The organism is Kordia sp. E (assembly GCF_056033805.1).
In genome coordinates, this window is sequence record NZ_JBRASR010000002.1 from 1442543 (window position 1) to 1461124 (window position 18582).

The 18582-nt window shown below is 32.8% G+C and carries 19 protein-coding genes; 5 read left to right on the plus strand and 14 right to left on the minus strand.

Features of this window, described 5'->3' with window-relative positions; genetic code table 11:
- The first annotated feature begins 147 nt into the window (after positions 1-147).
- From ACUUYC_RS09445 to ACUUYC_RS09455, 3 genes are all read left to right on the plus strand, one after another.
- Positions 148-684 (plus strand): hypothetical protein, encoded by a 537-nt coding sequence (locus ACUUYC_RS09445; RefSeq protein ID WP_474265473.1) that lies wholly within the window; start codon positions 148-150, stop codon positions 682-684.
- Between the two features lie 149 nt (positions 685-833).
- Positions 834-1070: a hypothetical protein gene (locus ACUUYC_RS09450; protein ID WP_474265474.1), complete on the plus strand. Its 237-nt coding sequence runs from the start codon at positions 834-836 to the stop codon at positions 1068-1070.
- 154 nt (positions 1071-1224) lie between these two features.
- Complete coding sequence (locus ACUUYC_RS09455) at positions 1225-1437, plus strand: hypothetical protein (RefSeq protein WP_474265475.1); 213 nt, start codon at positions 1225-1227, stop codon at positions 1435-1437.
- Between the two features lie 74 nt (positions 1438-1511).
- Here ACUUYC_RS09455 and sufD read toward each other — a convergent pair whose 3' ends face one another.
- From sufD to ACUUYC_RS09495, 8 genes are all read right to left on the minus strand, one after another.
- Positions 1512-2831, minus strand: coding sequence for a Fe-S cluster assembly protein SufD (gene sufD / locus ACUUYC_RS09460; RefSeq protein ID WP_474265476.1), 1320 nt, complete (start codon positions 2829-2831; stop codon positions 1512-1514).
- 23 nt (positions 2832-2854) lie between these two features.
- Positions 2855-3607, minus strand: coding sequence for a Fe-S cluster assembly ATPase SufC (sufC, locus tag ACUUYC_RS09465; RefSeq protein WP_474265477.1), 753 nt, complete (start codon positions 3605-3607; stop codon positions 2855-2857).
- 29 nt (positions 3608-3636) lie between these two features.
- Positions 3637-4080, minus strand: a complete 444-nt coding sequence (locus ACUUYC_RS09470) for a hypothetical protein (protein WP_474265478.1) — start codon at positions 4078-4080, stop codon at positions 3637-3639.
- A gap of 26 nt (positions 4081-4106) precedes the next feature.
- The gene (sufB, locus tag ACUUYC_RS09475; protein ID WP_474265479.1) at positions 4107-5555 is read right to left on the minus strand and encodes a Fe-S cluster assembly protein SufB; all 1449 of its coding nucleotides are present in this window, start codon (positions 5553-5555) and stop codon (positions 4107-4109) included.
- A 112-nt stretch (positions 5556-5667) separates the two neighbouring features.
- On the minus strand, positions 5668-5997 hold the full coding sequence (locus ACUUYC_RS09480; protein ID WP_474265480.1) for a HesB/IscA family protein: 330 nt from the start codon (positions 5995-5997) through the stop codon (positions 5668-5670).
- Positions 5998-6245: 248 nt separating this feature from the next.
- Entirely contained in the window at positions 6246-6623 is a 378-nt protein-coding gene (locus tag ACUUYC_RS09485; RefSeq protein WP_474265481.1) for a DUF6678 family protein, read from the minus strand.
- 7 nt (positions 6624-6630) lie between these two features.
- On the minus strand, positions 6631-7230 hold the full coding sequence (locus ACUUYC_RS09490; protein ID WP_474265482.1) for a hypothetical protein: 600 nt from the start codon (positions 7228-7230) through the stop codon (positions 6631-6633).
- 295 nt (positions 7231-7525) lie between these two features.
- Positions 7526-8596, minus strand: a complete 1071-nt coding sequence (locus ACUUYC_RS09495) for a cytochrome-c peroxidase (protein WP_474266372.1) — start codon at positions 8594-8596, stop codon at positions 7526-7528.
- Positions 8597-8759: 163 nt separating this feature from the next.
- Here ACUUYC_RS09495 and ACUUYC_RS09500 point away from each other — a divergent pair, with 163 nt between their 5' ends.
- A complete protein-coding gene (locus ACUUYC_RS09500) occupies positions 8760-8954 on the plus strand; it encodes a hypothetical protein (RefSeq protein ID WP_474265483.1) in 195 nt (64 codons plus the stop codon).
- 83 nt (positions 8955-9037) lie between these two features.
- Here ACUUYC_RS09500 and ACUUYC_RS09505 read toward each other — a convergent pair whose 3' ends face one another.
- The 6 genes from ACUUYC_RS09505 to ACUUYC_RS09530 all read right to left on the minus strand — a co-directional run bounded on the left by ACUUYC_RS09505 (position 9038) and on the right by ACUUYC_RS09530 (position 17416).
- Positions 9038-9667, minus strand: coding sequence for a response regulator transcription factor (locus ACUUYC_RS09505; protein WP_474265484.1), 630 nt, complete (start codon positions 9665-9667; stop codon positions 9038-9040).
- A 4-nt stretch (positions 9668-9671) separates the two neighbouring features.
- Positions 9672-12458 (minus strand): sensor histidine kinase, encoded by a 2787-nt coding sequence (locus tag ACUUYC_RS09510; RefSeq protein ID WP_474265485.1) that lies wholly within the window; start codon positions 12456-12458, stop codon positions 9672-9674.
- 68 nt (positions 12459-12526) lie between these two features.
- Positions 12527-13285 carry an MbnP family protein gene (locus tag ACUUYC_RS09515; RefSeq protein ID WP_474265486.1) on the minus strand — a complete coding sequence of 253 codons (759 nt, stop codon included), beginning with the start codon at positions 13283-13285 and terminating at the stop codon, positions 12527-12529.
- 10 nt (positions 13286-13295) lie between these two features.
- Positions 13296-14687: a hypothetical protein gene (locus ACUUYC_RS09520; RefSeq protein WP_474265487.1), complete on the minus strand. Its 1392-nt coding sequence runs from the start codon at positions 14685-14687 to the stop codon at positions 13296-13298.
- Positions 14688-14690: 3 nt separating this feature from the next.
- Entirely contained in the window at positions 14691-15947 is a 1257-nt protein-coding gene (locus ACUUYC_RS09525; protein ID WP_474265488.1) for a choice-of-anchor B family protein, read from the minus strand.
- A gap of 38 nt (positions 15948-15985) precedes the next feature.
- Complete coding sequence (locus ACUUYC_RS09530; RefSeq protein ID WP_474265489.1) at positions 15986-17416, minus strand: choice-of-anchor B family protein; 1431 nt, start codon at positions 17414-17416, stop codon at positions 15986-15988.
- Positions 17417-17505: 89 nt separating this feature from the next.
- Between ACUUYC_RS09530 and thiL the strand changes: the two genes are divergently transcribed.
- Entirely contained in the window at positions 17506-18558 is a 1053-nt protein-coding gene (gene thiL / locus ACUUYC_RS09535; RefSeq protein WP_474265490.1) for a thiamine-phosphate kinase, read from the plus strand.
- Positions 18559-18582 lie beyond the last annotated feature (24 nt).

The window sequence follows — 18582 nt, forward strand, 5'->3', positions numbered from 1 at the left end:
AAACCATGAAATGAGTCATAATAATTTGTTGATAATACCTCATGTGATTATTGACGAAATCATAGATTCACGCATTCATTCATATAAAAATATCAGTTAGATGCGTAATTCCATCTGACAGAATTAATAAAATAAAAAAATAAACAGATGAAAACAAGTATTATAGAAAAAGACACTTTTTTTGAAACTTCAATTTTGAAAGTTGGGTTAATTTCTGAATTGCTTCGCTCCAAATCTTCCCGCTTTTTTGCAGAGATTGAGCGTTGGCTTTCAGAAAATGAAGAAGTGTTGAAACAGTTTGGGTTTGCCGAATCGAGTCGAATAAGCATTTTAAGAAATCAACTATTTGTGTCACAACAAAAAGATGTTCCACAAAAAAGAAAACAGCAATTCATGGTTTCTGCAGAATGTTTAGAAGTAGCACATGGTGTATTGACAACGTTGCACGAGCCTATAAAAACCAAACTTAGCCAAGCCAGAGAAACTATTCAACAAGTATTGGTTTTAGTACAAGATAAACCAGATTATAAAAAAAGAGATAGAGATAGCTTCAATAAATATATTAAAATTGTTTGGGCAAAACTGAAAGCAGATCCTCAATTTAGTTCAGTTGCTTTACAATTACAAACATTACTTCCAGAGGTTGATATATTTAGAATTATTGCGGAAGAAGTAACACTATAAGTAGTCGCGATAAAAAAGTCCCAAAGCATTTGCTTCGGGATTTTTGCTTTTTATACCTTTATATGTATACATTAATGGTGTTTTCCCTCTTTCATAAAGACATTTTTTTTTAAACCTTATAGATACTATAAACCATAAAATTATGTATCATGAAAAAAAAGGAATTGAAATCACTGAAACTTAACAAAACGTCTATCTCAGAATTAAAAGGAGGAAGAAATGTTTTTATAACTGGAACTATTATTGTTACTAGAAATTCATGTATTTATACGTGCCACGGTTCGTGTAATTCATGTAATACTTGTAACGAAACGTGCTATGCAACTTGCAATGGTTGCCAAACGTTCAACACAACTATTTTAATTAATCCTACGTTTTCACACTAAGAATTAATATTGAGAGTGTAAAAAATCCTAAAGCATTTGCTTCGGGATTTTTGCTTTTTACGCATTTATACGTATTGCCAATTAGTGTTTCCACTCTTTCAGTAAAGTTGATTTTTTGAAACCTTGCAACTATCAATTTTAAAACAATTTTATTATGAAAAAAAGAGGATTAAAATCACTCAAGCTTAACAAAACATCAATCTCAGAATTAAAAGGTGGAAATGATGTTTTTATCACTGGAACTATAATTCTTACTAGGAATTCGTGTGCGTTTTCATGCACTGGATCATGTAATTCTTGTAATTCGTGTGATGGATGTCTAACATTTGACACATCAATTTTAATTAATCCTACATTCTCAATTTAGGAATTAATGTTTTGTAAATTAAAAAATCCCGAAGCTAATGCTTCGGGATTTTGTCTTTTTATAAAAAGTATATGTTATAAATCGAATCCTAAATTAACACCCAATTTTTGAGCGATCAACTTATTAATTCGTGTTTTAATAGCGTTTATTTTTACACTTTCCAATACATTGTTTGCAAAAGCATACGTTAATAAAGCTTTGGCTTCTTTTGTTGGAATTCCGCGCGAGCGCATATAAAATAAAGCATCTTTGTCTAACTGACCAATAGTACAACCGTGTGAACATTTTACATCATCTGCAAAAATTTCAAGTTGAGGTTTGGTGTTAATTGTTGCTTTGTCATCTACTAAAATATTATTATTCGCTTGGAAGGCATTTGTTTTTTGAGCTTCTTTCTCAACAACAACTTTCCCATTAAAAACTCCTGTAGATCTGTCTGCAAAAATACCTTTATAGTCTTGGTGACTTTCACAATTTGGTTCAATATGATGTACCAAAGTGTTATGATCAACATGTTGTTTATCGCCAATAATGGTGATTCCTTTCATAGTAGAATCAATATGTTCTCCTTTTTGTAAGAATTGCAGATTGTTTCGAATCAATTTTCCGCCAAATGAAAAAGTATGCACAGATGCATGACTACTTTGCTTTTGTGAAATGTAGGTATTATCAATTAACGAAGCTTGTTGGTTATCATTCTGAATCTTATAATAATCAACAATTGCACGTTTGTTTGCGAAAATTTCGGTTACCGAATTTGTCAATACTACATTTGACGTTAAGCTTTGATGACGCTCAATAATTTGTACATGCGAATTTTCATCTACCACAATTAAATTACGTGGTTGTAATAATAATGAAGCTTCATTTCCTGTTGAAAAATGCACAATTTGAATTGGCTTTTCTACAACTTTATTTTTTGGAATATGAATGTATGCACCTTCAGAAGCAAACGCTGTATTTAAAGACGTTAAACTATGATCTGACTTTGCAGCTTTGTTATAATATGAATCAATAATGATTTTATACTTTGGTTTGTTCAATGCAGAACTCATTAAACAAACATCAATACCATCATGTGTCGTTTCTGAAAGGAATGAACTATATTTTCCATCAATAAATACAATTTTATATGTATCAATATCGTGAATGAAAAACTTCTTTACGTCCTTAAATTCTATCGCAGTTTCTTGTTGTGGAGAAATACAATAATCGTGTTTCAATAAAGCATTTAGTGAAGTATACTTCCAATCTTCATCTCTTTTTGAAGGAAATCCTTTTTGTTCAAACGCTTTAATCGCTGAATTTCTAATTTCGTTCAAGTTTTTAGACTGATCATTTACACGATCTTCAAACACCATAAAGGATGACAATAATTTATCTTTTAATTCCATGTGTATCGTTTTGTGATCGCTCCTTAAATAGTTGCTTCTTGCTTAATCCAATCGTATCCTTTTTCCTCTAATTCTAAGGCTAATTCTTTAGTTCCCGATTTTACAATTTTTCCATTGTGTAATACGTGAACAAAATCTGGAACAATATGATCTAACAAACGTTGGTAATGCGTAATTACAATTACCGCATTGTCTTCACTACGTAATTTATTTACACCATTGGCAACAATACGTAATGCATCAATATCCAAACCTGAATCAGTTTCATCTAAGATGGCTAATTTTGGTTCTAACATTGCCATTTGAAAAATTTCGTTACGTTTCTTTTCTCCACCAGAAAATCCTTCATTCAACGAACGTGATAAAAATTTACGATCAATTTCTAATAATTCTGCTTTCTCGCGAATTTTCTTCAACATTTCTTTCGCTGGCATTTCTTCCAATCCTTGTGCTTTGCGTGTTTCGTTGATAGCAGTTTTAACGAAGTTTGTTACTGAAACCCCAGGAATTTCTACTGGATACTGAAATGATAAAAATACACCTTCATGTGCACGCTCTTCGGCAGAAAGTTCTTCAATATTTTCTCCATTTAAAAAGATTTCTCCATCGGTAACATCATATTCTTCTTTTCCTGCAATTACAGAAGATAATGTACTTTTTCCAGAACCATTTGGTCCCATAATCGCATGAACTTCTCCAGCTTTCACTTCTAAATTAATTCCGTTTAGAATTGCTTTATCTTCAACACTTGCGTGTAAATTTTTTATGTGTAACATTACTGTGTATTATATTTTTTTAAATCGAATTATTGATCGCTTTTGATGATAATAGTACCATCTTGATTTTCACTTGGCTTTTGTACTGAAAGAATTTCTTTAACTTCAATAACTTCTTTCCAAGCATCTTTTACAGGATTTGGTTTTTTGATACCTCTAATGATAACAGGAACCATATCGTGTTCATTTGTTTTATATTTTTTGCACTGTTCATTTAGTGCCAACATTTGATCGTCTATTACGACTCCGTACATATCACTTCCAGCTATTTGAAGTACTGCTGCTTTTTCAGTTCCTAAATATAAAAACATACCTGAAAACGTTTCAAACTGGTTTCCAACTGTTGCAGTTTCAGTATATCCTTTTCCTTCAGTTTCTGATGTTTCGCTTTCATTCGATTTAGATGAAGCATCATTTTTACAACTAACAATTGTCAATATGCATAATGCGAATATGAAATAGATTTTTTTCATGCTTGCTAAGGGTTTATTATAATTGATTATCCTACAGAACCTTCTAACGAAATTTCTAGTAATTTTTGTGCTTCTACAGCAAATTCCATCGGTAACTTATTCAATACATCTTTACTGAAACCATTTACAATTAAGGCAATTGCTTTTTCAGTGTCGATTCCACGTTGGTTACAGTAAAAGATTTGGTCTTCTCCAATTTTACTAGTAGTTGCTTCGTGTTCTATTTGAGCTGTTTTGTTTTTTGCTTCGATGTATGGAAATGTGTGCGCACCACATTGATTTCCCATTAAGAGTGAATCACATTGTGAAAAGTTACGTGCATTTTCAGCTCTTGGCGCAATTTGAACCAAACCTCTATAACTGTTTTGTGATTTTCCAGCAGAAATTCCTTTTGAGATAATAGTACTCTTGGTATTTTTTCCAAGGTGAATCATCTTTGTTCCAGTATCTGCTTGTTGGTAATTATTGGTTACGGCAATTGAATAGAATTCACCAACCGAATTATTTCCTTTTAAGATACAACTAGGATATTTCCATGTAACGGCCGAACCTGTTTCTACTTGTGTCCAAGAGATTTTTGCATTGTTTTCACATAATCCTCTTTTTGTTACAAAGTTAAAAACACCACCTTTTCCTTCTGCATTTCCAGGATACCAGTTTTGAACTGTAGAGTATTTTATTTCTGCATCATCCATTGCAATTAATTCTACAACTGCGGCATGCAATTGGTTTTCATCACGTGATGGTGCCGTACAACCTTCTAGGTAACTTACATAACTTCCTTCATCTGCAATTAGAAGTGTACGTTCAAACTGACCAGTTCCTGCTTGATTGATTCTAAAATATGTTGATAATTCCATCGGGCAACGAACGCCTTTTGGAATATAACAGAAAGAACCATCAGTAAATACTGCTGAGTTTAATGCTGCGTAAAAGTTGTCTTTGGTAGGAACGATAGTTCCCATATATTTTTTAACCAATTCAGGATGATCTTGAATGGCTTCTGAAATAGGGCAGAAGATGATGCCTTTTTCAGCTAGTGTTTTTTTGAAGGTAGTGGCAACTGAGACCGAATCTACTACGATATCAATAGCGACACCTTGTAATTTTTTTTGCTCGTCAATTGAAATTCCAAGCTTCTTGTACATTTCTAATAACTCAGGATCTACATCATCCAGTGTTTTATTTGGATCTGCTTTTTTGGGAGCTGAATAGTAAGATATTGCTTGAAAATCTGGTTTTTCATAGTTTACATTTGCCCATTCTGGTTCTTCCATTTCTGACCAAACTCTAAACGCTTCTAAACGCCAATCGGTCATCCATTGTGGCTCGTCTTTCTTTTTAGAAATTGCTCTTACAATATCTTCATTAAGTCCAACGGGAAATGTATCACTTTCAATGTCTGTATAAAATCCGTACTCGTATTCTTTAGTTTCGAGTTCTTTTTGTAATTCTTCTTCAGTATACTTACTCATTCTTTCGATATGATTAAAAGATTAAATAATTTGAAAATTCAATATATGTAATCTCACTTTTTGTATTTTTTTTAAAGTCTAGGGTTACTTTTAAAGTCAATGTACGTTATAACTACAATGAAAATGATTCTCCGCAACCACAAGTTCTTTGTGCATTTGGGTTGTTAAAAACAAATCCACTTCCGTTTAATCCTCCAGAATATTCTAATGTAGTTCCAACGAGATATAAAAAACTCTTTTTATCTACAATAATTTTGACACCATTATCTTCAAATATTTTGTCTTCTTCTGCTTTACTTTTGTCAAACGTAAGATCATACGATAGTCCGGAACATCCACCACTTTTAACGCCTACACGAATGTAATCGCTGGTAGCATCAAATCCATCATCTGTCATAAGCTCAACTACTTTTTTACGGGCTGTTTCTGAAACTGTTATCATTCTTTTTAATTTACGTTTATTCTGTATCTGCAAAGATACGCTATTTGCCGCTTTTTTTTTAAAAACCTAACATTTATATAATAAATCGTACAATAGAATTTGTTGATGGTGTTATTTTAGATCATTATTCAAGAAAAATAACCTGCCAGAAATTACCATTTTTGGGTTGTTTTTTTTAAGTAACTAGGTTGTAATAAGTTGCTTAGTAATGAAATAAAAAAATGCAGTAGTATTGCTATTTTTTTAATTTACTTCATTCGTTTATATCCATAAATGGTAAAAATCCCATGATCATATTCGTACGGAATATTGTGCTTATTGAGTCCTTTTTGTACAAATTCAGTATAATCCATTTGTTTAAGATCAGCTAATCGAACTCCTTTTTCAGTTGTAAATGGTTGAATTTGTAGCCACTCTATCAATTCAAATCCGTCTCTTTCGACTTCATTCCACCAAACAGGCGAAAAACTATTATTATTTTCTTCGTCAAAGATTAATTTGATATTCACTAAAGGATCATACGTTTCATCGGATGTAATTTCAATAACCAACTTTTTCCATTTCGTAGTATTCATATAAGATGCAAGTTGATTGTCAAAAATGTAGTTGCGTGTTCTTTTTTCCATTTGAATGTTAAGCAATATATATTATACTTATTACAAGTAATATCATTATAACTAGCATTGACATAATTCCACATCCTTTGTTTTGATGGGTTTTAGAAGTATTCTTTTCAAGCTTAATATTCTTAATTGGTGTATAATTGTTTGGATTAAAATCTTCTTTTTTAAATCCATTTGAATTTTCAATTGTAAATTTCCCCGTATAGTGAAATTTTATTTTTTTACCTTGATCGGAATATCCTAACGTATAATCTTCGGTCATTTCTGATGTAAGGATAATTCTTGTTTTAAAAGAATCATTTTCAAGTTTTCCACCAAAACTATTGTGTTTCGTATTGGCGCTTATTTTGTCACTTGCGCTAAACCATCCTTTGTAATTATCATTTTGAAATTCTTTATTGATAGATAAAGAAGTGAAAAAGAATACGAACAGCTCATTATCCAAGTTGTTTGAAAAGGAAACTACAATTTCATTTTTATCTTTGTGTTTTCCCAGCTCAATATCAACGCCATCGTGCGAAATATATTCATCTTCGAAGTATTCAAAAATCATTTTTTCAACCAATTCTGGTTTTGCTGTTTCAATTAGGATGTAATCTTTTTTATTCATTTAATTAAATTCTAGTGTTCTAAATCGCGCAAAGGATAACAGTGAAAATCCCGGAATGAAATGAGGAATCAAATCTAACTAATATATTAGAAAATCTATTACATTTTTGAACTACTTCAAATACGAACGCTTTACTGTATTTTTCAATTTAACCATAGCTACTGCTATGCTGAAATTAAGAAAACACTCGTATTTTTTATATTTCAAACCTTCATTACAAAACTCTAATGTATTTGTTAGATATAGGTGAATAGCCTGACGCCATTTTTCTTGGCGATGCGCCCAAATAAGTTGATTAAAATTCTGAGAATCGCTGATCAAAAATAAAATCAGTGTCGGTGAAGGTTTTTAGGAAATCTATAATACGTGCTTTTTCTTCATTTGTCATCGGAATTCCTAAAGTTCCATCAGGTTGACGTAACGAATTATCTAGGTTGTCATATTCGTTAATTCCACTTCTGTAATGCTCTAAAACCTGATCTAAGTTTTGAAAACGTCCATCGTGCATGTATGGGAATGTAACTTCAATATTACGTAAATTTGGCACTTTAAATTTGTAGTTATCTTCGGGAAGTCCTGTAACACGAGCGCGCCCAATATCATCATATTGCATATCAATTGCCAAACCATTATTTCGATAGGATTGATCTGTAAATAATTCGCCAGCATGACACGAAGCACATTTTTGATTGAATAATGCCATTCCTTGCGTTTCGTTTTCCGTTAAGGTTACGTTTCCTTCGTTGCGGCGAAATTTATCATATTTACTGTTGGAAGTGACCATCATTATCATAAACTGTGACAGTGCTTTTAAGATGTTTTCTGAATCAATTTGACCATTTTCAAATGCTTCGCGGAATAATCGTGGATACTCAGGATGTGCTTCTAGTTTCGCGATTACGTTGGTAAATGTTTCGTTCATTTCCACTTCATTGGTAATCGGAATAATAGGTTGTAAATCTAAATGAATGGCAGCGCCGTCCCAAGTAAATTCGTTTTGGAACGCTAAATTGTGCAATGGTTGTGCATTTCTGCTTCCCAAAGCGCCATCTACTCCATGACTTATAATGTGTGTGTGATGTGTAAAAGCGAATTCTTGAATGTGACAAAAACCACAAGCAACTACGCCATCAGAAGCCAAACGACCTTCATAGAATAAGCGTCTTCCCAGTTCAAAACCTGTTTCCGTTGGTGGATTACTTTCTACATCATACGTTAAAGGTGGAAAATTGGAAGGTACAGTAAAATCAAGACGTACGTCACTAAACGTACCACTTGCTGCAGTTGGAATCTCTTCATAAGGTTCGTTTTTGCAGGAAGCAAGTACACATAGTAGTAATATGTATACGTATATATTGAATTTCATAGCTTCCGCTAAGATATCAAATGTGTGAGAATGATACAAGAAACTTAACTTTTTAGATGATTTTGATACATTTTGAGCTTTTTTTTGAAAGAATCATCCATTTTGTATGATTTGACGTGCTATTGTTTGAAGTAGTTTTGGATTGAATCAAAATAAACACATTATGAAAAAACAAAATTTTAAAACAGGATTGAATTTGAAGAAACAATTGGTTTCTAATTTAACAACAGACCAAATTTTAGGTGGAGTTGCAGGAAGTACGATTGGTGGACCAACTTGTAGAGAATCACGATTTAGTGTATGTCCAACAGAGAGAACACAAACACGTTGTGCAAACTGTAACTCTTTTGCATGTTAATGCTATAATTTTTTGGTTTTTACACCACACAAACTCGCAGTTATAATAGGTAAGTTTTAGATTTACTATTCGCTGTGAGTTTTTTATATCATCTTCTTTTCATTAGCCAATCGGATAGCTTCTGCTTTGGAGTTTACATGTAGTTTTTGGTAAATGTTTCGGATGTGTGTACGAACTGTTGTTTTGGAAACAAATAATTCTACAGCAATGGTACTATACGTTTTTCCTTTGGCAAGCAATGTTAAGACTTCTTTTTCGCGTTTGGATAACGTATTATCTTCATGATTGAGTTGAAACGATTCCACAACCATTTTAGCAATTTTATTACTCATTGGCGCGCCACCTTTTTCTAAATCGTCTAAGGCTTTTTTGAGTTCGGGCAATCCTAAGCTTTTAGTTAAATACCCACAAGCACCAGCTTTTAAAGCCTCAAAAACCATATTACTGTCTTCAAAAACCGTTACAATAATGAGTTCTGTTTTTGGAAATAATTGCTTGATAATTTTAGTGCCTTCAATACCGTTTTTTCCTGGCAATCCAATGTCCATCAATACAATATCTGGATGATTTCCAGATTTGAAATCTGTAAGTGCAGTTTCAAAACAACCATAGGTTCCAAGTATAAAATAATTGGGAAGTTGTAGCAGATATGCTGCTAAGTTTTCTCTGAAAATTACATTGTCTTCAATAATAGAAAGATATTTCTTTTTCATAAAATTATTCGTTTTGATTGGTTAATTCTTCCTTTAAGTCAAGCGTAAAAATGTAAAAAACACCATTCTCTTTTTTGATTTTCATGTCTGCTTTGATCATTTCCATGCGTTTTTTAATGTTATTAAGTCCATTTCCTTGTGATGAGGTAATTTTGTCAAAACCAACACCGTTATCCTGAATTTGAATGGTAAATGAATGATCTTCTAAATATGCTTTTAAGGTAACTGTATTTGCGTGTGAATGTTTAATGATGTTTGCTAATATTTCTTTGTAAGCCAAAATGATGTTCCTACTTTTTACATATGAAATATCAATAGGAATGATATCAATTTCTAAGTATAAAAAGTCTATTTCGTCAAAGAGATAGAAGAAGTTTTCTCCGTAATCTCTTAGATATTTGCACAAACTTTCAATATTGTTGTTTTTTGGATTTAACGACCAAACAAAGTCTTTTGCAGTATGATATATTTCTTTTGAAAGTTCTGAGATTTTGTCAATTTTGGGCGATTTTACTTTTTCATTGTGTTTTAAGTTGTTTGATAAACCGATAACGGAAGCAATTTTATTTCCGATTTCATCATGGAAGTCACGTGCAATTTCTTCACGCAAGTTTTCAACTTTGTGCTCTAACAGAATACGTTTGTTAATTTCGTTAGATAAGATTTCATTTCTGCGCTTAATCACGCGTAAGCGAAACCATAAAAAACCAAGTAATAGCATAGTGATTATTCCGAAAATAAAAATTTTGATGACTGTAATTTGATACCATTTAGGAAAAATATCAAACTTAACTGTTACTGGAACTGACCATTCACTATTCATTCGTTTTGCTCTAAAAGAAACCATATAACTTCCAGGTTTTAGGTTGCTCATCTCTATTTGTTGAAGGTCAGTTTTTTTCCATTCGGAGTTATTTACTTTATATTCAAATAATACAGCTTCTGTAAAATTTTTAGTATTACTTTTAAAAAAAATGGAAGCGCGATCGTTTTGAATGATCTTCTTGTGAATTTCAATTTTTGGTGGAATTGTTACATCTAATAAAGCAGGGTTTAACTCCATGATTCCGTTCCCAGTAATCATCCAAATAATTCCTTTTGTGTCTTCATAGAAAGAATAAATATTATTGGAGTTGGTACCATTTTTTGTGTTGAAATGATATGTGAAATCATCTGTTATCAACCAAAACCCTTTATTAGTTCCAAAATAAATTCGATTGTTTTTGTCAACAAAGGTTGCGTTGATGTGAATGTCATCTTTTGTGAAAAGTAACGGAGAAACCTTTTTGCCATTATAAGTGTAGGCTTCGTATGGTGTAGAAATAATTAATTGATTTTTATGCTGAGTAATTTTTCGGATAACACGTTGTTTGAAGTTTTTTTCTAGTATTGAATCATAAGCGTATTCCCAGAAATCGACATCATTTTTTTTAAATTTTCTGACACCAATTTGCGTTCCAATATAGACTTCTTCATTAAAATAGATACCTGAATTTATTTTTTTATCTTTTTTATTATACTCTATGCAAAAGATGTTTTCACACTTATTATTGTGATAACGACTGAACATATATTTAGAATAGAATAAGGTGTCTTTTTCAACAGCGTAAATAAAATTGTCTACTCTACTGTCGTTTATCACTTTTAAATTTTCATCAAATAGATTCGCATGTGATGAAAAGTATCGTTCGCCTTTAAATTCAAAAATAGTATTGAGCCGAAAAGGATTTTTTTGTTGAATGAAAGTATCTTTTTCTTGAAGCGTATATGAAATGTTTTCTGTTGCAAAAACCATGTTTCCATTTGAATTTTCGTAACTAAATTTAGGTGTTGGAATTTGATAATCGGACTTGTCATACGATTTAATAATTGAAGGAAATATTTTGTAAAAACCGTCACCATACGTAGCTATATAAATAGTTTCTTTGTCTACAAATGTCTCACTGATTCCATTCTTTATGGTTAGAATTGCTTCCGATTTAATGATTTTTGAATAGGTTTTATCAAAAGTGAGTAAGTACAGACTATTATGTTCTGCACGATGATTTAACTGTATTAGGATTTGTTGTTTTTTATAAGCTGTAATGCGTTTAATTTTATTTGGTTTTTCAAAATGATGTTTGATTATTTGTGTTGGATTAAGTTTTGGCGCCCAAACCAAATTTCCTTGCAAATCTCCATAAAAAATAAAGCCATCAATACTATTAATAGCTTCTATAGTCGTATCTAATTGATGAGGAAATTCTTGTTCTTTTTTTCCATCCCAATTGTATTCAGAAATTGTTTTTTGTTTGCTTATATATATGGAAGTATCGTCAATAGCAAGCCGTCTTTCTTTCTTAGTGTAATCTAATTCTATGAGTGTGTCAATTTGATATCTTTCATTAAACGCTAGTAAAATATGTCGTTGATAAGTGTTGTATATGAGGTTTTTACTTTTACTTTTAAGAATTCGATTGATGCGTCCTGGATATATAATCTGAAGCTCATTTTTCTCTTTCGAGATGAAGCCATCTAACCACGACCCAATGTGTAATACGCTATCTTTTGTGTTTAATAAAGAAACTGGATATCGAATTTTTCTTTTAAAGTGTATTTTAAAATTTTGTCCATCAAAAGTGACTAATCCACCATCTGTTGCTACATAGATTTCATCTTGAAATTTTTCAATAGCAAAAGTGTAATTGTTTGGCAAACCATCTTCTACGTTAAAATGTTGTTTTGTCCAATATTGTGCATTTAGGACAAAACAATTTGCTAAAAGAAAGCTGTATACAATGATTTTTTTCACGTAAGGAAACGTTAGTTTCCTTAAAAATAATGATTAAGTATTATATGTAGTACTACATAATGTAGTATTTATTGTGCCTGAAAAGCACTTTCCATATTTTTAGCAATTTTTGGGGCATTTACCGGATCAACTTGAATGTCGCTTGCGTCTTCTAATTTTATCTGATTGGTAGCATCAATGATACTTGAAACAAAAACATCCACGTTTACGTTGGCTGTGTTTCCAGTAGCAACCGTAATTGCATTTCCTAGTGGAAGTGTTACAAATTTGTAGTTATCAAGATTTGTTCCGTGACTTCCCACGTGAATTACAAAAGGGCTTTCTGTACCGCCTTGTGGAGTAAATGTTCCTTCAAATTTGATGAATTTATAACCTGCTGCCCAATTCCATAACATTCCGGCTTGTTCTGCCTGCGGAATAAAGTTCATTACGCCACCATCTAGCGGATATTTGGATTGATCAACACCAACACCAAAGGCAATTTGTGTATAGTTTCCAACAGGAATTCCAGTTAAGCTTAGTACTAAACTACTAGGATCTTCTTCATTAATAACGAAGTAAGAATCTGCTTTTGGATATTCAAACGTTGTTCCGTTGTCTTGAATTAATGTAATGTTTGAGATGATATATTTTAATTCCTTCGTTAAAACAGTTTCATTGTTTTGGTTTACAAATGTGGAATTGTTCAGGCTTAAATCTTGATTTGCTGAAATTCGATTGTCAAACGTAAGTTCAATAGCAGATGTTTGATTTGTATTGTTATCGTCATTACACGATGATATAGCTATTGATAATATAAGTAAGAATGAATATGCAATTTTTTTCATCTTAATGTCTTTATTTTATTTTTAGAATTAACGCATCTTTGATGCCTTTGTTTGTGTTGATATCAATGTCAGAACTTTGAGTACTTCCAACAACAACTAATTTTTTATCGGTTGTTTCTACGATTCCGAAAGCAAAATCGAGTTGTGAACCACCAAAGTTTTTCTCCCAAGTTAGGTTTCCACTGTCACTAATTTTAATGACCCAAAAATCATTTTGACCATAGTTAGTAGTTACATCTGTATTGTTACTTTTAGAGCTTCCTACAATGGCAAATCCACCATCTTGAATTGGAGTAACAGCGCGTGCAGATTCAAAATCTGTTCCGCCATATGTGCGTTCCCAAAGTAGTGAACCATCTGTATCACTAATTTTGATCGCCCAAAAATCAGAGGAGCCTTTTAAATTCGCAATGTTACCATCTGAACTTCTAGTATCGCCAACAACTAGGTAGTTTCCGTCGGTTGTTTTAGCAATATCATATCCAATTTCAATTCCAGAACCACCATATGATTTTTGCCAAATGAGATCACCTGAATTAGTAATTTTTACAACCCAAAAATCATAACTTCCTTGACTGCTTGTAATGTCAAAGTCATCACTTTCAGAAGAACCAGCCAAGATGAAATTATTATCATTAGTTTCAAGTGTACTGTAAGATCTGTCGTTGTTTGTTCCGCCAAAATAACGGCTCCAAACAATGGTTCCGCTTGCATCTAACTTGTGACACCAAAATTCGCCAACACCATGTTCAGGGTTTGGAAAGTTTCCTGTAGTTGTACCTGGTCTTCCAACATTTCCTTGTCCGCCAGAAGCTGTAATGTCTAAAAATCCAGTGGTAAAATAGCCGCCATCACTTGTTTGAATAATATCAAATGCTTGATCGCTTCCAGAGAAACCTAAACTTTGTTCCCATTGAATACTTCCACTAGCATCTAACTTTACAATCCATTGATCATAAAATCCGTTGTTTACATTCACATCTTCATCGCTGCTTCGACTGTAACCTGTGATAATAAATCCGCCATCTGAAGTTGCTTTTATGGCTTCACCACGATCATCGGCGCTTCCGCCATAGGTTTTTGACCAAATAATGTTTCCGTCGGCATCCAACCGAGTTACCCAATAATCATTTTGTTCAGAAGTATGATCTGTAACGTCGCCATCGATACTTTTGGTAAAACCCACAATGGCATAACCGCCATCGGAAGTTATAGCAATATCTTGCGCTGTGTCTTCTTCCGTTCCACCAATTGTTTTTAGCCAATCTATTTCGCCTAAAAACCCAGTAGGATTTGGTGTTTCTTCTGGAGTTGAAGTGTCATCCGAAGAACAACTCGATACGACAATTACCGCGAAAGCTAAAAAGAATAATTGACGAAAATATGTATTGTATTTTTTCATGTATTAGTCTGTACTTTTTCGAATGATAAATAATCCTGAATTGATATCACTTAAAACAATATTTCCACTTTCAAAGTATGGATATACATTCCAAAGGCCACTAAAAGTAGCATTGTCATGTAATGGATATGTGTCAAAATAGCCAATTTCTTGAATCTGATTTCCGCTAATATTTGAAATGTCTAGCATGCGAACACCAGCTGTGTAATTTGCTAAGAAATAGGTGTCTCCTTTGGTGTAACCGTTGTGATCAATGGCTGGTGTAGGACCTGTATATGTCATTGAAACTGACGGATTGTCTAAATCTGATAAGTCAAATACGATACTTCTAGAGTTGAATCCCGAATTAATTTCATCTAATTCATCGCCAAGTATAAAGTAACGTTGATCTTCCGTAAACCAACCTTGATGTGTGTAGCCAATATTTGAATAACCAACAACTGATAGTTGAATAGGATTGTTTTTATCTGTTAGATCTATGATGACTACTTCGTTTGTATTGCTTCCTATTAAAATTTCTTTTCCAACATGTTCTGTATCTGGACCATTGTACGTGACTACTTGTGCATCGTGCGAATATGCGTCATCACTATAACCGCCAGCCGCAACAGGATTTATCGGATTTTGAATGTTTATAAAATGTGGGCCGCCAGCAAAGGAAGAAGATGAATCGTTTAGTGTCATTGCGCCAACAGCATAGGCAAATCCTGTGTCTTCATTGATGACAATATTATGTGCACTTCCAAAACCAGTATATAAGGCGTCTGCGGTAAATATTTCAGGAGGATTGGTAACGTTTCGCAAGCGTGTTAAATCGAATACTTGCATTCCATGACCTGGTGCTTCACTTACAATGAATGCGTGATTTTGATATACTTTAATGTCTCTCCAATTACTTGCAACAGTTGCCGTTGGAAGTAATCCTAAGTAAATAGGGTTTATCGGGTCTGTAATGTCTACAAATGATGAGTTTGCATCTGTTGTTATGAGTGCATATTCTTTTCCTGTTGTTGGGTCTGTCCAACCCCAAGAATCAGCGCCTCTAATTCCACCAAGCGTAAACAAGTTTACTCTGCTTAGTAAATCGTATCCTTCACAAGGAAATTGACCAGCAAAACCATTTTCACAAAGTGTAATTCCTGGGAAAATTTCTTCATTAGAAAGTGGTGGACTTACGCTGGTAAATGGATCATCTGGAGAACACGCTCCAAAAGCTAGTATAATGACAATTGTGATTATATGTAGTTTGAAATTTTTCACACGTTTTGGTTTTAATGTTTTGTTAAATCGATCTCTCTTTATTTTACAATTAATTTTTGAGAAGTCGCATCGTTTATTTTTATTACATACATACCAGTTGGTAACTTTTTGACAGGTAATTGAAACTGAGTTTCGTTAATGTTGGTATGTTCAAGTACTTTTTTTCCTATGATATTGAAAATTTCTACTTTTTCAATAGACATACTTTCCCCAGCTTTAATTAAAGTGTAATTTGAAGCAGGATTAGGATACATCATAAAATCAAAAGCTTGTGTTTGATCTGTATTTAGCGGAGAACTACTTTCTCTAATAATAAAAAGTCCTCGGTCTGTATCACTTATAATAATATTTCCACTAGCAAAGTAAGGATATGCAGTCCAAGCACCGAAAAATGTAGTATCATTAGAATCAGGATGCGTATCAAAAAAACCAGTTTCTGTAATATTAGCTGGATTTGAAATATCTAAAACACGAACTCCAGCAGTATAGTTTGCCTGATATAATTTATCTCCTTTAATGTAATAATTATGATCAATAGCATTAGTACTTCCACTAAATGTAGTTAAAAAACTTGGATTATCTAAATTGGCAAAATCAAAAACCAAGCCTCTGGTAAGAAAACCAGAATTAATTTCATCGGTTTCATCTCCTAAATAGAAATAGCGATGATCTTCGGTAAGCCAGCCTTGATGTGTGTAGCCAACATCTGCATAATCAATTCGTGAAAGTCTAATTACAGAAGATTTATTAGAAACATCTAAAATTACAATTTCATTTTCGTTACTGGCAATCATAATTTCTTTTCCGACATGCTGCGTATCTGGACCGTTATATATTATTATTTGTGCATCATGTGTATATCCGTCTGTAGCATATCCACCAGCACTGACTGGATTTGATGGATTTGAGAGGTTTACAAAATGTGGCCCGCCGCTAAAAGTGTCACAACCAAGTAAATATGCAAAGCCTGTATCTTCATTAATAGCAATATTATGGCAACTTCCTACATCTGTAAATACTGTATCTGGCGTAAATATTTCTGGTGGATTGGTTACATTTCGCAATCGAGTCAAATCAAAAACTTGCATTCCATGATTTCCAACATTGTCAGCCACAATATATGCGTAGTTATTATATACTTTAATATCTCTCCAAAAGTTTACACCTGCATTGGTGGGTATATTTCCTAAATAAATAGGATTTATAGGATCAGTTACATCTACAAAACAGGTTTTGTCTTCAAATGTAATAAGAGCGTATTCTTTATTAGTTGTAGTATCTGTCCAGCCCCAAATATCACTTCCATCTTCATTACTAAACGTAGACTTTGGTAAATTGGATAGTAAATCATAACCATTACAAGGAAAAGAGCCAGCAAATCCTCCTGTACATGGAACAATTTGGGCAATAGAAGGGGAAATAGAAATAAGAGCAAGAACAAAGAGTAGGTTTCGTGCAATAAGTGTCATTTTTTTGGCTAATTTTGCGTTTTCAAATAGTCGAGGCTTAAAAACAGTGCCTAAAATACAATTTTTAACTTAATAACTGATACTGCAACATGTTAAAAGACAAAGGAGAACAACGAACGTCATTAGCGAGTTTAGGAGAGTTTGGATTGATTGATCACTTAACTGCAAACTTAAAAATAACGCAGAATTCTACAATAAAAGGTATTGGAGATGATGCGGCAGTTTTAGATTTTAAATCGAAAAAAGTAGTAGTTTCTACAGATTTATTGGTAGAAGGCGTACACTTTGATTTGAGTTATATGCCGTTGAAGCATTTAGGTTACAAAGCTGTTATTGTAAATTTATCTGATATTTATGCAATGAATGCTACGGCTACACAAATTACTGTTTCAATTGCAGTTTCTAATCGCTTTCCGTTAGAAGCATTGGAAGAATTATACAAAGGAATTCAAACGGCTGCCGAAATTTATAATGTTGATGTTGTTGGTGGTGATACGACTTCTTCTACAACAGGATTGTTAATTAGCGTAACCGCGATTGGTGAAATTGAGGAAGAAAAATTAACTTACAGAAACGGTGCTAAACCAAATGATTTACTAGTTGTTACAGGAGATATTGGTGGTGCATTTTTAGGTTTGAAAGTATTACAGCGTGAAAAATCAGTGTTTGAAGTAAATCCAAATAATCAACCTGATTTAGATATGTACACATACATTATTGAACGTCAGTTAAAACCTGAAGCACGAAAAGACATTTCAAAATTATTACACGATTTAGAAGTACAACCAACGTCGATGATTGATATTAGCGATGGTTTATCTTCTGAAGTAATGCACTTATGCAAACAGTCAGAAGTTGGTTGTAATGTATTTGAAGACAAGATTCCGTTAGATCCACAAGTGATTTCTACGGCGGAAGAATTCAATATTGATAGTACAATGGTTGCATTAAGTGGAGGAGAAGACTATGAATTACTATTTACAGTAAAACAAGAAGACTTCCCGAAAATTAAAGCAAATCCAAATTTTTCTATTATTGGTCACATGACAGAAGCGCGTGAAGGAATTCATTTAATTACAAGAGCAAACACAAAAATTCCATTAAAAGCACAAGGCTGGAATGCAATGGACGAGCAAGAGTAAAAAATTATAAATTCATACTTAAAG

Coding starts and splice junctions, on each gene's coding strand:
- ACUUYC_RS09520 (WP_474265487.1), bottom strand. CDS start 14,687: ATGAAAAAATACAATACATATTTTCGTCAATTATTCTTTTTAGCTTTC.
- sufB (WP_474265479.1), bottom strand. CDS start 5,555: ATGAGTAAGTATACTGAAGAAGAATTACAAAAAGAACTCGAAACTAAA.
- thiL (WP_474265490.1), top strand. CDS start 17,506: ATGTTAAAAGACAAAGGAGAACAACGAACGTCATTAGCGAGTTTAGGA.
- ACUUYC_RS09530 (WP_474265489.1), bottom strand. CDS start 17,416: ATGACACTTATTGCACGAAACCTACTCTTTGTTCTTGCTCTTATTTCT.
- ACUUYC_RS09515 (WP_474265486.1), bottom strand. CDS start 13,285: ATGAAAAAAATTGCATATTCATTCTTACTTATATTATCAATAGCTATA.
- ACUUYC_RS09445 (WP_474265473.1), top strand. CDS start 148: ATGAAAACAAGTATTATAGAAAAAGACACTTTTTTTGAAACTTCAATT.
- ACUUYC_RS09485 (WP_474265481.1), bottom strand. CDS start 6,623: ATGGAAAAAAGAACACGCAACTACATTTTTGACAATCAACTTGCATCT.
- ACUUYC_RS09505 (WP_474265484.1), bottom strand. CDS start 9,667: ATGAAAAAGAAATATCTTTCTATTATTGAAGACAATGTAATTTTCAGA.
- sufC (WP_474265477.1), bottom strand. CDS start 3,607: ATGTTACACATAAAAAATTTACACGCAAGTGTTGAAGATAAAGCAATT.
- sufD (WP_474265476.1), bottom strand. CDS start 2,831: ATGGAATTAAAAGATAAATTATTGTCATCCTTTATGGTGTTTGAAGAT.
- ACUUYC_RS09455 (WP_474265475.1), top strand. CDS start 1,225: ATGAAAAAAAGAGGATTAAAATCACTCAAGCTTAACAAAACATCAATC.
- ACUUYC_RS09500 (WP_474265483.1), top strand. CDS start 8,760: ATGAAAAAACAAAATTTTAAAACAGGATTGAATTTGAAGAAACAATTG.
- ACUUYC_RS09470 (WP_474265478.1), bottom strand. CDS start 4,080: ATGAAAAAAATCTATTTCATATTCGCATTATGCATATTGACAATTGTT.
- ACUUYC_RS09490 (WP_474265482.1), bottom strand. CDS start 7,230: ATGAATAAAAAAGATTACATCCTAATTGAAACAGCAAAACCAGAATTG.
- ACUUYC_RS09480 (WP_474265480.1), bottom strand. CDS start 5,997: ATGATAACAGTTTCAGAAACAGCCCGTAAAAAAGTAGTTGAGCTTATG.
- ACUUYC_RS09450 (WP_474265474.1), top strand. CDS start 834: ATGAAAAAAAAGGAATTGAAATCACTGAAACTTAACAAAACGTCTATC.
- ACUUYC_RS09495 (WP_474266372.1), bottom strand. CDS start 8,596: ATGAAATTCAATATATACGTATACATATTACTACTATGTGTACTTGCT.